General features: G+C 49.6%; 14 protein-coding genes. 10 read left to right on the top strand and 4 right to left on the bottom strand.

All coding sequences use genetic code 11. The features are described from left to right. The first annotated feature begins 1 nt into the window (after position 1). From HA050_RS20040 to HA050_RS20005, 8 genes are all read left to right on the top strand, one after another. Complete coding sequence (locus HA050_RS20040; protein WP_166830087.1) at positions 2 to 652, top strand: ABC transporter permease; 651 nt, start codon at positions 2 to 4, stop codon at positions 650 to 652. A gap of 114 nt (positions 653 to 766) precedes the next feature. After that, a complete protein-coding gene (locus tag HA050_RS20035; RefSeq protein WP_166830085.1) occupies positions 767 to 1,885 on the top strand; it encodes an ABC transporter ATP-binding protein in 1,119 nt (372 codons plus the stop codon). 126 nt (positions 1,886 to 2,011) lie between these two features. Beyond that, positions 2,012 to 2,830 (top strand): siderophore-interacting protein, encoded by an 819-nt coding sequence (locus HA050_RS20030; RefSeq protein ID WP_166830083.1) that lies wholly within the window; start codon positions 2,012 to 2,014, stop codon positions 2,828 to 2,830. Between the two features lie 417 nt (positions 2,831 to 3,247). Beyond that, positions 3,248 to 3,460 (top strand): hypothetical protein, encoded by a 213-nt coding sequence (locus HA050_RS20025; RefSeq protein WP_046351320.1) that lies wholly within the window; start codon positions 3,248 to 3,250, stop codon positions 3,458 to 3,460. Between the two features lie 182 nt (positions 3,461 to 3,642). Further along, complete coding sequence (gene tsaB, locus HA050_RS20020; RefSeq protein ID WP_166830081.1) at positions 3,643 to 4,323, top strand: tRNA (adenosine(37)-N6)-threonylcarbamoyltransferase complex dimerization subunit type 1 TsaB; 681 nt, start codon at positions 3,643 to 3,645, stop codon at positions 4,321 to 4,323. Continuing rightward, complete coding sequence (gene rimI / locus HA050_RS20015) at positions 4,320 to 4,769, top strand: ribosomal protein S18-alanine N-acetyltransferase (RefSeq protein ID WP_166830079.1); 450 nt, start codon at positions 4,320 to 4,322, stop codon at positions 4,767 to 4,769. Before tsaB ends, rimI begins: the two co-directional genes overlap by 4 nt. Continuing rightward, on the top strand, positions 4,769 to 5,611 hold the full coding sequence (locus HA050_RS20010) for a uracil-DNA glycosylase (RefSeq protein WP_166830077.1): 843 nt from the start codon (positions 4,769 to 4,771) through the stop codon (positions 5,609 to 5,611). Before rimI ends, HA050_RS20010 begins: the two co-directional genes overlap by 1 nt. Positions 5,612 to 5,712: 101 nt before the next feature. Then, a complete protein-coding gene (locus tag HA050_RS20005; RefSeq protein ID WP_166830075.1) occupies positions 5,713 to 6,915 on the top strand; it encodes an EAL and HDOD domain-containing protein in 1,203 nt (400 codons plus the stop codon). 56 nt (positions 6,916 to 6,971) lie between these two features. Here HA050_RS20005 and rnk read toward each other — a convergent pair whose 3' ends face one another. The 3 genes from rnk to HA050_RS19990 form a co-directional block, all read right to left on the bottom strand. After that, positions 6,972 to 7,355: a nucleoside diphosphate kinase regulator gene (rnk, locus tag HA050_RS20000; protein WP_166830073.1), complete on the bottom strand. Its 384-nt coding sequence runs from the start codon at positions 7,353 to 7,355 to the stop codon at positions 6,972 to 6,974. Between the two features lie 149 nt (positions 7,356 to 7,504). Further along, positions 7,505 to 8,005, bottom strand: a complete 501-nt coding sequence (locus HA050_RS19995) for a DUF934 domain-containing protein (RefSeq protein ID WP_166830071.1) — start codon at positions 8,003 to 8,005, stop codon at positions 7,505 to 7,507. Then, complete coding sequence (locus HA050_RS19990; RefSeq protein ID WP_166830069.1) at positions 8,005 to 9,666, bottom strand: nitrite/sulfite reductase; 1,662 nt, start codon at positions 9,664 to 9,666, stop codon at positions 8,005 to 8,007. The genes HA050_RS19995 and HA050_RS19990 overlap by 1 nt, the downstream gene beginning before the upstream one ends. Before the next feature lie 454 nt (positions 9,667 to 10,120). On the opposite strand from HA050_RS19990, the gene pepN reads away from it, so the two are divergent. Then, complete coding sequence (gene pepN / locus HA050_RS19985) at positions 10,121 to 12,739, top strand: aminopeptidase N (protein WP_166830067.1); 2,619 nt, start codon at positions 10,121 to 10,123, stop codon at positions 12,737 to 12,739. A 439-nt stretch (positions 12,740 to 13,178) separates the two neighbouring features. Further along, on the top strand, positions 13,179 to 13,688 hold the full coding sequence (locus tag HA050_RS19980) for a GNAT family N-acetyltransferase (protein ID WP_166830065.1): 510 nt from the start codon (positions 13,179 to 13,181) through the stop codon (positions 13,686 to 13,688). 10 nt (positions 13,689 to 13,698) lie between these two features. Here HA050_RS19980 and HA050_RS19975 read toward each other — a convergent pair whose 3' ends face one another. Beyond that, positions 13,699 to 15,174 (bottom strand): B12-binding domain-containing radical SAM protein, encoded by a 1,476-nt coding sequence (locus tag HA050_RS19975; RefSeq protein WP_166830063.1) that lies wholly within the window; start codon positions 15,172 to 15,174, stop codon positions 13,699 to 13,701. Positions 15,175 to 15,399 lie beyond the last annotated feature (225 nt).

Genomic DNA, 15,399 nt, shown 5'->3' with positions numbered 1-15,399 from the left:
GATGGAAACCATTCACTATATTTGGGAAAACAGCAGCTTTATTCTGGGATTAACCCGAGAGCACATGATGCTGGTCTCCATTGCCGTTGGCTTTGCCATATTTCTGGGCGTGCCAGCCGGCGTGCTGATTGTGCGCATCCCCTCGCTGGCCCCCTGGGTACTCGGCCTTGCTACGGTCGTACTGGCCACACCATCGATTGCATTGTTTGGCTTGATGATCCCGCTGTTTTCGATGATCAACCAGGGCATCGGTTATGTACCGGCAATTTCGGCGGTGTTTTTATATTCACTCCTGCCGATTATCCGCAATACCCACACCGCATTGCTGCAAATTGATCCGGGCATCCGAGAAGCCTGCAAAGGGCTGGGTATGAGCTTCTTCCAGCGCCTGAGCCAGGTAGAGCTGCCACTCGCCGTACCACTTATCTTTGGTGGTATCCGTACCGCTGTGGTGATGAATATTGGTGTGATGGCGATTGCCAGCACCATCGGTGCAGGCGGCCTTGGCCTCTTGATTTTACACGGCATCAGTCAGAGCGATATCCGCCAGCTGATCGCAGGTGCAATGATGATCAGCCTGCTCGCCATTGTGATGGATCTGATCCTCAATCGTATCCAGCACTACCTTACACCTAAAGGTATCCGCTCATAATTTCTCGCGAAAAAAACATAAGGCCATTTCACCGGCGTGAGTGCAATCAGCCCCACGACAATGTAATGGCAAACCGAATCGCTCATTCAGCACCACCTCACAAGGGGCCAGCTCATGATTAAGCTAGAAAATCTAAGTAAAACATTTACCCAAAAAAACGGCCAAACCGTTACTGCGGTTAAAGACGTTAATCTGCAGGTTGAAGAAGGCAAAATTTGCGTCTTACTCGGGCCATCAGGCTGCGGCAAAACCACCACACTTAAAATGGTAAACCGCCTGATTAATCCTACTTCTGGCCGCATTTTTATTAATGGCCAGGATACGCAAGAAATGGATGTGGTGGCACTGCGCCGCCAGATTGGCTACGTCATTCAGCAGATTGGCCTGTTCCCGAACATGACCATCGAAGAAAACATCTGCATCGTGCCGCGCCTGTTGGGCTGGGATAAAAAGAAAAGCCGCGAGCGGGCCAGAGAGCTGATGGATATGGTGGCACTCGACCCCAAGCGTTTTCTGAGCCGCTACCCGCGTGAAATGTCAGGCGGGCAACAGCAGCGTATTGGTGTGATTCGCGCACTGGCAGCGGATGCCCCTGTGCTGCTGATGGACGAGCCCTTCGGTGCAGTCGATCCGATCAACCGCGAATCCATTCAGAATGAATTTTTACTGATGCAGCGCAAGCTCAATAAAACCGTGCTGATGGTCAGCCACGATATTGACGAAGCCATTAAGCTGGGCGATCGCATTGCCATCTTCAGGCAGGGGCAGATTGTGCAGCACGCCACGCCGGATCAGCTGCTGGCCGCCCCTAAAGACGATTTTGTAGGCTCTTTTGTAGGCCAGGACCGCACCTTAAAACGTCTGTTGCTCATTAATGCCGGCCAGGTCTGCGATGGCCAAACCACCCTAACCGCTCAACCTTCTACCGATTTAAAAGAAGCGTTTAACCTGATGGATGAAAACGAGCAGCGCTTTTTAACCATTGTGGACGATAAAGCCACCCCAATGGGCTATGTATCCCGGCGGGAAATCCGCAACGCCAGCGGTGTGTGTCTCGATAAGCTTCACCCCTTCGAAGTTACTGCTCAGGCCAGCGATAATTTGCGGGTGATTCTTTCCAAGCTTTATGAACACAATCTGGTGTGGATGCCGATTGTGGATGATGACAACAACTATCAGGGTGAAATCTCGCAAGACGATATCGCCCGCCACTTAAGCGCCCCGGCGCTGTAAAAAGCATACGGCCACCCCACCCGTGGTGGCCGTTTTAACAAGAACAAACCCCCTTCAAATAATTGATAATAATTATCATTAATGATAATGTAGCTTTTTCAGAAGCCGTAGAAAAAGTGAGCTGCCATGAGTCAGGAATCCTCGCCCAAACAAGCACCGCGCAAACTGCAAGTGCTGCAAAGCCTGCGGCTTACGCCTCACCTCCAACGGCTCACATTGGGCGGCCCCGGGCTGAACGGCTTTCCCAGCCACTGTGATGGCGCACATATCAAACTGCTTTTACCCCAGCGAGGCCAGGCACTGACGCTGCCCACGGCGGGGCCAAAAGGATTAATCTGGCCTCCGGCACAAAACCGGCCAGTAGTACGCACCTATACCGTCCGCCATTTTGACGCCCTGCAACAAACGCTGACCGTTGATTTTGTGATTCATGATGAATATGGCCCCGCCTCATACTGGGCGCAGCATGCACAAACAGGCGATGATGTTGGTTTAGCCGGCCCCAGTGGCCCGGCACGCTTTAATCCGGATGCAAATTATTTTTTATTAGCAGGTGACTTATCCGCCCTGCCTGCAATCAGCGCCGTGCTTGAAGCCCTGCCTGAAAATGCCGCTGGCACTGCTTTTATAGAGATCCCCAGCGAGGCAGATCAACACAAACTGCATCATCCTGCGGGTGTAAAGATTGTATGGCTGGTCAGCAGCATGCCAGGCGCCCTGCTGCCACAAGCTGTGTTTGATCTGCCCTGGCCGCAAGGATCAGTCTCAGCGACGATTGCGGGTGAAACAGATGCCGTGGTGCAAATACGCAAATATTTGCGTATTAATAAAAGGCTAAGCGTAAGCAATTGCTACGCCGTGCCCTACTGGAAACACCAGCACAGCGAAGAGGCCTACCATGACGAGCGACACCGCATCATGGATGAAGTTCTGACAGAAAATTAACATCAATCTTCGGGCATACCATCAAAACCTGTCAAAACAGTAAAAACAAATGAAAGTAAAAAACTGTTTTGCAGGTTTTCTCATACCAGCCACACTTTGCACTACATGCAGCCCATATGAATTTATGCTTTAAAAACAAATTATTACAGAATAATGACATAAAAAAACCCTGCAATTTGCACTTTTTTATCAAAAAAACCAAAAAACCATTGACAAGACACAAGAAGACAGCAACAATCACCTCACTAATTTGATTGAGCATAACCTTGTAAAGCGAATATCTTCATTCGCAATGTGTTTGTAGCAGTACTATCCAGCAAGCCTTCTCAGCTTTTCTGCAAGTTCTCCCCGAACCAGGTGCTCTTCTTTTGGTGCTTTGCCATCCAATGTCTGGATGGCCATTTACTAGGAGCCATCATGGCACAATTTGATTTTATCGTAGAAGCACGTCCGTCCACCCGCCACACAGGCATGGAAGGTTGGTACCAAATCGTCGTTTGTCACGGCAAGCAAAAAAAACCAGTCACAGACTGGCAAGCGGCCCCCCAGGCACACGACAATAAGTTGCACAGCGTTTTAAACAGCGCCGCAGCTTTAGCCAAACAGCAGATTCAAGTGCAATTTCACTGATTCTGCAATCTAAGCTAAGCAGTTCATTCAAAAGCCCACGACAACGTGGGCTTTTTACATTGGCGCTGCAAACAGCCCGAACAACACAAAGTGGTGCTTTAAGCCTTAAGCGCCCTATTCACAAAGCCTGCAATACCAGCGTACATGGTAGAATCAGGCCTTATCTGTTTTTCTGCCCTCCCATGCCCTATCTAGCACTCGACACCTCGACCGAATATCTTTCCCTCGCCATCAGTACCGCAGAGGGCATCGTTGCCCGTGACTGGCCTGCAGGGCAAAAGCACGCGGAAATGATTCTTCCTGCGCTTGCCTCCCTGCTGCAAGAATGCCAGCTCAGCATGGAAGACATCGAAGGCGTGGCCTTTGGTAATGGCCCTGGTTCATTTACCGGCCTGCGTATCGCAGCGGGCATTACCCAGGGCCTCGCCTTTGCTCGTAATGTGCCGGTATTGGGCGTTTCCACCTTAGCGGCACTGGCCGAAGGCTGCCATGCCGATCAGGTGTATGTGTGCCTTGATGCCCGCATGAATCAAGTTTATTGCGCGGCTTATCGCAAGGAAGCAGACGTCTGGCAAACCATCATCGAGCCTTGTCTTAGCGATCCGGACAACATACCGCTGCCAGATGGCAGCAACTGGCTGGGCGCAGGCAGCGGGTTTGCGGCTTATGGCGAAACGCTCAGGCAACGCCTTGGCACTCAGCTCAATGGTGCCAATGCAGAACGTTTCCCGCACGCCAAAGACATTCTGAAACTGGCTCTGGCTGATTTTTCAGCCGGAAAAGGACTGGCCGCACAAGATGCAGAGCTGGTCTACCTGCGCAATAAAGTAGCCCTTAAGACACACGAGCGGATTAAAAAATGAAAGTGCGTGATTTAAATGCCAGCGATATTCCACAACTGATGGCGCTGGATGCCGCGACTAATTCGCACCCGTGGGATATCAGCCACTGGCAGCACTCATTAAAAGCCGATGTCTGCCTTGGCATCGACGGCAGCACCGAGCTTGCAGCCTTTGCCGTTGCCATGAAAATGGTTGATGAGGCCGAATTACTGCTCATCGCGGTGCAGCCTAACCTGCAAGGGAAAGGCGTTGGGCAAATCATCTTTAACACACTGACTCAAAAGCTGACAAAAAACGGTGCGCAAAGCCTGTTTTTAGAAGTTCGCGAATCCAACAGCAAAGCCCGGCGTTTTTATGAATCAGCAGGCTTTGCCGAAACCGGCATTCGCCCTGCCTACTACCCTGCAGCCTGTGGTGCGGGCCGGGAAGACGCCCTGATTTTTGCAATGATGATGAGTAAAGCCTGATGAGCCGCCGGGCGCTGATACTGGAAGAACTGGGCCTGAACCCGGTATGGGTACGCACAGCCATCCTGCCTGAGCTGCAAATACGTGCAGCTGCAGCCCCCGCCGCGCCAGCTGCAGCGCCAGTTGCCATCGTACGGCCGCAAGGCTTGTCTCCTGTCGCCGTCGCAGCGCATCAGGCCCTTGCCCCCCTGGTGAGCACACCCAAGTTCACGCCCCCGCCAGTCACGGCTCCCGCCATCGATAAGCCCGAAGACGAGCGCTCAAAACGCATTGCCATAATGAATTGGGATGAGCTGCAGAGCGCAGTCAGCAGCTGCACCGCCTGCCCGCTGTGCCAGAGCCGTCAGAAAAACAATGAGCAGCCCGTATTTGGCACCGGGCCGATGCAGCCCAATATTATGGTACTGGGCGAAGCCCCCGATCACGACGACGAAGCACAACTCACCCCGTTTCCGGCTGAGGCAGGCAGGCTGCTGGACAATATGCTGGCCGCCATTGGCGAGAACCCGCTGGTTTACAAAGCCAATATTCTAAAATGCCGCACCCCCGGCAAACGCAACCCGCAGGCCGCCGAAGCGGAACAATGCGCCCCATTTTTAAAGCGCCAGATTGAGCTGCTTCAGCCCAAATCATTATTTGTTGTGGGCCGCTTCGCGCTTAAAACTTTGCTGGAAAGCGACGAGCCGGTCAGCGTATTAAGAGAAAAACTCCAGCACTACAAGCAGATTCCGCTGGTAGTCAGCTACAACCCAAGCTACCTGCTTCGCAACTTACCGGATAAATCCCGCGCATGGCATGACCTGCTCAGGCTGAAAGCCACACTCAACAAGCCCTCGCTTTAAACCGATTATCTTGTCGGGCAGCAACAAAGTAAAAGTGATCTCTCCAGTCTTAAAAATTAGCGACTAGACTGCATTACTCACCTCTCTCTGCTCAGACTGCCATGCAAAACTCATATCATCTGGGACGACAGCCCATTCTTAACCGCCAGCAAGAGCTGGTGGCTTATGAATTACTCTTCAGAAACAGCAGCCACCGCAATGAGGCCATCGTTCCCGATGATTTTCTGGCCACTCTGGACGTCATTCAGCATGCTTTCAGCACATTAGGGGCAAGCAGTGTGCTGGGGGACAAACTGGGGTTTATAAATGTCAGCGCAGATTTACTCATGTCTGACGTTTTAGAATTACTCCCGCCACAACAAGTTGTTTTAGAAATTCTGGAAACCGTAGACATCACGCCAACCATTATTGAGCGCTGCCTTGCACTGAAAAAGAAAGGCTTTAAGCTTGCCCTTGATGACATCATTCATCTGGATGACACACAAAAATCACTCCTGCCGCATTTAAGCTTTGCAAAACTGGAAGTCATGGATATGCAGGCCGCGCAAATGAGCGCCCTGATCAAAGAGCTTCGCCCCTATCCTTTGCAAATTCTGGCAGAAAAAGTAGATAACCCCGATCAGCACCAGCTTTGCATGCAGCTGGGGTTTGATTTATTCCAGGGCTATTACTTTGCCAAACCAACTATATTATCTGGCAGCAAACCCCAGCCCTCACAAATGGCTTTATTGCGTTTATTGGGGCTGATTAACAGCAATGCGGATAATCACGATATTGAATTGTCATTTAAGCATTCCCCTGATCTGACTATTAATTTACTTAAACTCGTTAATTCAGTCGGCTCGGGCACGCCCAAGAAAATAGACAGCCTGGCTGCCGCAATTACCGTATTAGGCCGCCGCCAGCTGGGCCGCTGGATTCATCTTTTGGCCTATGTGCAGCAATCCGGAAAAAACATAGGCAGCAATCCGCTGGTTCAAACCGCAGCAATTCGCGGCAAATTTATGGAGCTGCTCGCATTAAAGAAAAAACCACGCGACCAGAGCTTTGCAGACCAGGCCTTTATGGTGGGGATGTTTTCATTAATTGATGTGCTTTTTAATGCGCCGCTTCAGGAGCTGATTGAACCCCTTAATTTAAATGATGATGTGAGGGATGCACTCACAGGCAGAAACAATGCTCTGGGGGAATTACTCAATCAGGCATTACTTGCTGAGGATAACGATCCTCAGATCAATAATGAAATACCCTGCGATTTTGATGCCCTGCTCAGCGCCATGAGCTGGGCCAATGAATTAGGCTGAACAAAAAAAACACCGCACATATATAAATATGCCGGTGTTATTTTACTTATCCGATATTACCTGCTGACACTTAATATTTTTACTTTTACTTCATTACCACCCGGTGCAGGCCAATCAATACTCTGCCCCACAGATAAACCCAATAAAGCGCTCCCTACCGGCGCCGTCACGGATACCTTGCCCGCAGCACCATCAATTTCATGTGGGAAACATAAAGTCAGCTCAAACTCTTTATTACCTGGCGTCATTAAAAAGCGCGCAGTAGAGTGCATCGTCACCACATCATCCGGCATATCAGATTGCTCCAGCACCGTGGCACGGCCCAGCTCGGCCTCTAATGCATCAGCATCAGGAAAAGCACCTGCAGGCAATTTATCCAGCAAAGCATAAAGACGATCGCTATCTAAAACCGACACCGTAATGGGGGGCAATGCACTCATCCAGATCTCCAAACCCGCCTGTAAAGCAGGCATTAATAGAATAATAGCGATTAGACGCTATTCATAAAAAGTAGTTCCCCTGCCCTATTTTTGATGTAAAAAAACCCCTTTATCAAAAAGGGGTTTTAAAAACAAATATCAGTGATGATTTAAGAGCGGCGTCTGAATAATGGCTGCTGCTGATCAAGGCCTGTTTGATAGGCCTCTGGAAAATCATTTAAACCCAAGAGGGCATCTTCCAGGTTTTTATCACTTTTAACGACAAAGGCATTAAAACCACAGCGCTTTAAATAACCCATGGTGTCTTTAAATACATCACCAAATGCGCGTAATTCACCCACAAACCCAAAACGCTCCCGCAATAAACGGCCAATAGAAAAACCGCGTCCATCGGTAAAAGCAGGAAACTCCACAGCAATCAGCGCAAGGCTGGCTGCATCTTCCCCCAGGCTTTCCGGCTCATCATCAGGTGCAAACCATACCCCAAAATCACCGCGGCTGATCAGCGCTGATTTCTGCGCCAAATACTGAGCCAGCGGCACAATCACCAGCCCGCTGGCTGGCAGCTCAGCAAAGCTGCCGTCTTCCGCAAGGCGCAAAAGCTGCGCATCACAGCTGATAATTTCAGCGTCTTTAATCATGCGTGTCATTATGCAATCTCCTTTGCATAAACACGGGTCTTAAAGGGCTGCATACCAATGCGGTCAAATACATCAATAAAGCGCTCTTCACCTGAGCGGTTTTCAACAAATACTGCGATGATTTTTTCGATCACGTCCGGCATTTGTTCCTGGGCAAAAGAAGGCCCGACCACTTTAGCCAATGCCGCGCCATTACCCTGACGCCCGCCTAAAGACACCTGATACCATTCGGAGCCATTTTTATCGACGCCTAAAATACCGATATTGCCCACATGATGATGGCCACAGGCATTCATACAGCCCGACATATTTAAATCAATTTCACCCAGATCATGCAGATAATCTAAATTATCAAAGCGCTCCTGAATGGCAATGGCAATCGGGATTGATTTAGCATTTGCAAGCGAACAGAAATCGCCGCCAGGGCAGCAAATCACATCGGTCATTAAGCCGATATTTGGGGTTGCAAAACCAATTGCTTTGGCTTTTTCCCAAAGCTCGAATAAATCTGCTTGCTTTACATCGGCCAGAATTAAATTCTGCTCATGCGAAACACGCAATTCACCAAAAGAATAAGCATCGGCCAAATCAGCCACAGCAGCCAGCTGATCGCCTGATGCATCGCCAGGTGCAACACCATGCTTTTTAAGGCTGAGCGTTACAGCGGCATAGCCCGCTTGTTTATGCTTAAACACATTGCGCTCTGCCCAGCGGGAAAAGGCTTTATTTTCTATTTGCTGCTGAACATAAGCCGCATCATCCCCTGCAAAAGCAGTGTAATCCGGCACGGTAAAGAAGCCTTTCATTCTGTCGATTTCAGCCGCCGTTAAAGTTTGCGGGCCATCTTTTACAAAAGCCCATTCTGTTTCAACTTTGCTGGCAAAAGCTTCGGGTGTCATGGCTTTAACCAGAATTTTAATTCGCGCCTTATATTTATTATCACGCCGGCCATAGCGGTTATACACACGCAATACCGCGTCCAGATAGGTCAGCAAATGAACACAGGGCAAAAACTCACGAATCACGCTGCCAATAATCGGCGTGCGGCCAAGGCCACCACCCACAATCACTTTAAAGCCAATTTCACCTGCTTCATTTTTTACAACATTTAAACCAATATCGTGCACCCAGATTGCCGCGCGATCTTCCACTGCACCATTGACGGCAATTTTAAATTTACGCGGTAAATGAGCAAATTCCGGGTGGAAAGTAGACCACTGACGAATAATTTCGCACCATGGGCGCGGATCAAGTATTTCATCATGTGCCACACCGGCAAACTGATCCGAGGTGGTATTACGAATACAATTGCCCGAAGTCTGAATAGCGTGCATTTGCACCGTAGCTAATTCAGCCAGAATATCAGGCACATCTTCTAATTTTGGCCAGTTATATTGCACATTTTGGCGGGTGGTAAAGTGCGCATAATCTTTATCATATTTACGCGCAATTTCGGCCAGTTTACGCAATTGCGTACTGCTTAAATGGCCATAGGGAATGGCAACGCGCAGCATAGGGGCATGGCGCTGGATATACAGGCCGTTTTGCAAACGTAGCGGGCGAAACTCCTCATCACTCAGCTCGCCAGCCAAAAAGCGGCGAGTTTGATCACGGTACTGAACCACACGCTGGTCTACGATGCGTTGGTCGTAGTCGTCGTAGATATACATCTGAATCATCCAAAAAAGAGATCGGGCTATTCGCTGCTATTAAAGCTGCAATAAAAAGGGCAGAAAATCTCACTACCTGCAGAGATTGTCTACCCGAGTGTGCTTAGCTTAAAACCATTAAAACCAATTTATCCGTAGGACTATACCAGCGGCACTTTGCAAACTAAATGACTATTTTTGAATAAGGTTAGGCTGCAATCGGCATATACACTGGGGCCTTGCAAAGAAATCCCCCCTTCAGACAAGGCAGATCAGACAGGAAAACAAAAACATAAAGCCCGCTGAGCACTGAGCCCACTGCGCCTTACAGTAATAAGAAGAATTTAAGATAAGTATTTACCTTGCTATTTTCTGGCGCGGGCCAATCATATGGGATATCCACAACGGTGTTTTATTTACACGGCTCTTGCACGAAGAGTATCCTCGCATTTCAATCGAACTTTGAATCCATAGCATGACACTCCAAAGCACCCCAATTAATCGCCTCGATTACACCCCGCCAGCCTTTTTGATCGACCGGGTGGATCTTACTTTTGAACTGGAAGAGAGCCAGACCCGGGTGAAATCCCGCCTGGTGCTCAAACGTAACCCCGAGGCCGCTCCCCTGTTACCGCTGGAGCTGGCAGGCGAAGAGCTGACACTTGAATCGATCAAGTTAGACGGCGCGCCACTGAAGAGCGATGCTTATACAGTTACGGCCAAAGGCCTGGTCATCGCGGCCATGCCCGATGAAGCCATTCTGGAAATCGTCACGATTATCAACCCGCTCACCAACACCAGCTTAAACGGGCTGTATGTTTCGAGCGGTAATTTTATTACCCAATGTGAGGCCGAAGGCTTTCGCAAGATTACTTATTATTTAGATCGCCCTGATGTGATGGCTAAGTTCACCACCACCATCATTGCCGATAAAACCCGCTACCCAGTGCTGCTATCTAACGGCAATCGCGTAGACAGCGGCCAGATGGATAAAAACCGCCACTGGGTAAAATGGGTTGATCCGTTTAAAAAGCCGGCTTATCTGTTTGCGCTGGTTGCCGGTAAATTAGTCATGCTGGCCGATCAGCACACCACGCCAAGTGGCCGCCAGGTAGCGCTGGAGATTTTTGTAGAGCCGGGCAACCTGGATAAATGCCACCACGCCATGGCCGCCATTAAAAAAGCCATGCGCTGGGATGAAGAACGCTTTGGCCTGGAATACGATCTGGACACCTATATGATCGTTGCCACCAGCGACTTCAATATGGGCGCGATGGAAAACAAAGGCCTGAATATTTTCAACACAAAATACGTGCTGGCCAAGCCTGAAACGGCGACCGACGTTGACTTTGACGGCATCGATGCCGTAGTTGCGCACGAATACTTTCATAACTGGACCGGCAATCGTGTGACCTGCCGCGACTGGTTCCAGCTCAGTCTTAAAGAAGGGCTGACTGTCTATCGCGATCAGGAATTCTCCAGCGATATCGGCAGCCGCTCGGTTGAGCGTATTAATAATGTGAAAGCCCTGCGCGAAATGCAATTTGCCGAAGATGCAGGCCCGCAAGCGCACTCGGTTCGTCCTGAGGCTTACTCAGAAATTAATAATTTCTACACCATGACCATTTACGAGAAAGGCTCGGAAGTGGTGCGCATGTATGCCACCCTTTTGGGGCGTGAAGGTTTCCGTAAAGGGATGGATCTCTACTTTAAGCGCCACGATGGCCAGGCCGTGACCTGTGATGATTTCCGTGCGGCAATGTCTGACGCCAACGGCGCAGATCTCACTCAGTTTGAAGAATGGTATAAGCAAGCAGGCACACCGGAACTGGCCATCACCAGCCAGTATGACGCTGCAAGCAAAACTTACACCCTGAATATCAAGCAAAGCTGCCCGGCCACACCGGGCCAGGCCGAAAAGCGCCCTTTCCATATTCCACTGGCACTGGGCCTTTTGGATAAGCATGGCAAAGACTTGCCACTGCAATTAGCAGGCGAAGCAGTTGCACAGGGCACAACCCGTGTACTGGAGCTGACAGCAGACAGCCACAGCTTTAGCTTTATCAATATTGACGAAGCGCCAACGCCATCCTTGCTGCGTGATTTCTCTGCGCCTGTAAAACTCAACTACGCTTACAGTGATGAAGAGCTGGTGTTTCTGATGGCCAACGACAGCGATGCCTTTAATCGCTGGGAAGCGGCCAATACCTTCGCCAAAAATCTGCTGCTGGCGCTTTACGCCAGCAATGAAGAGCAGCCTTTAGCCCCTGCAAGCTTTATCAATGCACTGCGTAAAGTATTAAGTGAAAAGCTTGATCCTTCGCTGATTGCCCTGATGCTGGAGCTGCCACGCGAAAACTATCTGCTGGAGCAGCTGGATGAAGTCAACCCGGCCCGCCTGCATCTGGTGCATCGCAGTATTAAAGCGCAGATCGCCCGTGAATTACGCGCCGAGCTGATTGCAACATACAATAAGCTCAATGATGGCAGCGCCTACCTGTATGAAAACGCCGGTAAACGCAGCCTGAAAAACATCTGCCTGGATTACTTAGCCGAGCTGGATGAGCCCTTAGTCACCGAGCTGCTCACTAAGCAATATCGTCTTTCCGACAATATGACAGATCGCCTTGCCGCGCTTAAAGCACTGGTCAACCGCGATGGCGGCGAAGCACAGCTGGCTGATTTTGCAGTGCAATGGCACGACGATGCGCTGGTGATGGATAAATGGTTTGCCCTGCAATCCACCAGCCGCCGCCCCGGCGCACTCAGCCGTGTGCAGGCTCTGATGGATCATCCGGCGTTTTCGATTAAAAACCCGAATAAAGTGCGCTCGCTGGTCATGGGTTTCTGCCTGCAAAATGCAGTGCATTTCCATGCCGCAGATGGCTATGGCTACGCTTTTGCCGCAGACCGGATTATTGAACTCGACAAAATCAACCCGCAAGTCGCTGCCCGCCTGGCTTCCAGCTTTAACCGCTGGAAAAAAATGGAGCCGCAACGCAAGCAAATGATGCAGGCCGAGCTGCAACGCATTGCCCAGCAAAGCGAGCTGTCCAGTGACCTGGCTGAGATTGTGAATAAAGCTTTAAGCTAATCAGCAGACATTTTTTAAAGCCCCTGCCACAACGAAATACCTCCGGCAATAACGGAGGTATTTTTTTGCTTAAAAAATCAAAACTAAACACCCGGCAAGACCATGCCCTCATCGCATTAAGTAATACTTCTGCAGACCCCATCTCTTCAAAACAGCCCCCCCCCCCCCCAGAATTGAGCACAAAAATAATGGCACCCAAAAAATCAAATCCGCACATATTTGATACAAGGCACAGCGGCTAAGGAATCCATTTAAAAAGAGGGAAAAAGAATCATGCCTGCCTGATTTTTATCCCGGCAAGTAATGATAAAAAACTGGCATTACCCATAACCTGAAACATGCAATCGTATTGATCCACAGCAAAGCGCCAATTTGTGCAGATTATTACAGTAGAAGGCTGCATTTATGATTTGATCTGCATCATTCGCCGGGGAACTTTATGATTAAAGAGCTATTCAATCAAGATGATATTGCGCCATTTTTTGCGATTCTGGGCAATGCAGAGTTCGAATTATTCAATGAGAAAATTCCAGAGCACCATGATTGGCTGCAACAAAAAACCGATCAGTTACTCTATTGTAAAACCCGTTTTTTTGGGATTTATACAGTGGATAAAACAGCAGCCGGTATTGTATCCGTGCGAATAGATAAGCGCCCGCCCGGCATCTGTGATAACTGGCAAAGTGCCGAAATTATGCAAATCGGTGTTCGCGCCGATTTAAAACACAAGGGCTATGGCACGCAATTATTGCAATATATTGAATCACAATTAGATTCCGTCTATTGCCTGTATTTGCACACCTACCCCGCTGATTATGATGTGATCGCTTTTTATGGAAAGAATGGTTTTATGCCTGTAGGGCTGGTCCCCGATTTTTATGGGCCAGAATTAGAAGGCAAACTTTACCTGCGTAAAGTATTGCCTGTAAAAAAACCATCAAACACATAATCACAGCGGACTAAGCGCCCAGATGCACCGCCTGCCTTTGCGGTGCAGCCGTCGTTTTCCCCTTAGCCTGCTTGCCCGCATAATCACTTGCAATCAGGCTTTGCGCGGCATCCTGGGTAAGGCCCTGCTCTTGCACCAAATACTGCACCACCATTTTCGCCAGCCTGTCTAATGCAATCCGGTGCGTAGCATCGGTGTTCTGATACAGCCAGTCGCTAAAGGCCATAAAACGATTAAATGGCGAATCGCCCAGTAATACCGGCAGGGTATGGGCAAAACGGCCTGAATTGGCGACTAAATCCCAATAGCGTGAAAAGCGCACCAGGCGCTGCATGGTGGCAAAATCAATCACATTATTTGCAAGAATGGTGTACGGCGGGAAGCTGTCATACACCATGCCAAAATCCCCGGTATGGCGAATAATCGGCGTGCCGCGCAGGCGTTTTAAAATACCAAATTGAATTTCATGCGGGCGCAGGGCATAGAGCTGATCAAAGCCACGGCCAAAACTCGCCATATCTTCCCCCGGCAAACCCGCAATTAAATCCACATGCAAATGCGCGTGCGAATGATTGATCAGCCAGGAAATATTATCCGCCGCCTTTTCATTATTTTGCTTACGGCTAACCAGCGCTTGCACCTCAGGATTAAAGCTTTGAATGCCGATCTCAAATTGCAAAGCTCCGGCAGGAAACTGGCTGATGCCCGCCTTTAAGGCCTCGGGCAAATGATCCGGCACCACTTCAAAGTGCGCGAAGACCGGGTCATCCGGGTGGGCGGCAATTTTATCCAGAAAGAACTGCATAATTTTTAAGCTGGATTTGATATTCAGATTAAACGTGCGGTCCACAAATTTAAATAAACGCGCGCCGCGCTGATACAGCGTTTCCATCTCTGCCAGAAACACATCCAGATCAAAGGGCCAGGCGGTTTTATCCAGCGCCGACAAACAGAACTCGCACTTAAACGGGCAACCTCGGGAAGCCTCCACATACAGGGTGCGGTGGGCGATATCTTCATCGGTATAAAGGGAATAAGGCAGCACCAGGTCATTGAGTGGCGGCTGCACCCCAACATGGGTTTTCATCAGCGGCTGCGGGCCGTTCAAAATCTGCTTACAAAGCTGCGGCAGTGTCACCTCGCCCCAGCCAGTAATTAAATAATCCGCCTGCTTAACAATACTTTGCCCGGCGCTTTCATAAGACACCTCTGGCCCGCCGAGGATAATCTTAATTTGCGGCGCAACGCGTTTGAGCATCGCCACCACCCGCTCGGTTTCCTCAACATTCCAGATATACACCCCAAAGCCAATGATCTTGGGCTGCTTAGCCAGTAATTGTTCAACGATTTCGGTGGTTTTGGTGCCAATCACAAACTCCGCCAGCTGCGTCTCACCCTGTAAATCGCCCATATTGGCCAGCAAATAGCGCAGCCCAAGGGATGCATGGGTGTAGCGGGCGTTGAGAGTAGAAAGAATAATCGACATGGCAGATATCTGGCTGAGGCAAAGGGGGGTATTTTACGGTCTAAAGGATACTGGAGGCGATCAAATACAGGGAATACATTCAAGGCTATGCCTCGCCTGCTGTGCTTGTACAAGATCAACCCTTTCAAAAAAACCAGTGCCGCCATCAAGAAAAAGAGCCGTAAGCAAAACACTGAACTGACAAATTTCAAGCAACGAAGCACACTTTCTACTATTTTGTATACT

Source organism: Iodobacter violaceini, assembly GCF_011601265.1.
Classification (GTDB): domain Bacteria; phylum Pseudomonadota; class Gammaproteobacteria; order Burkholderiales; family Chitinibacteraceae; genus Iodobacter; species Iodobacter violaceini.
This window is presented reverse-complemented; position numbering and strand designations above follow the sequence as displayed.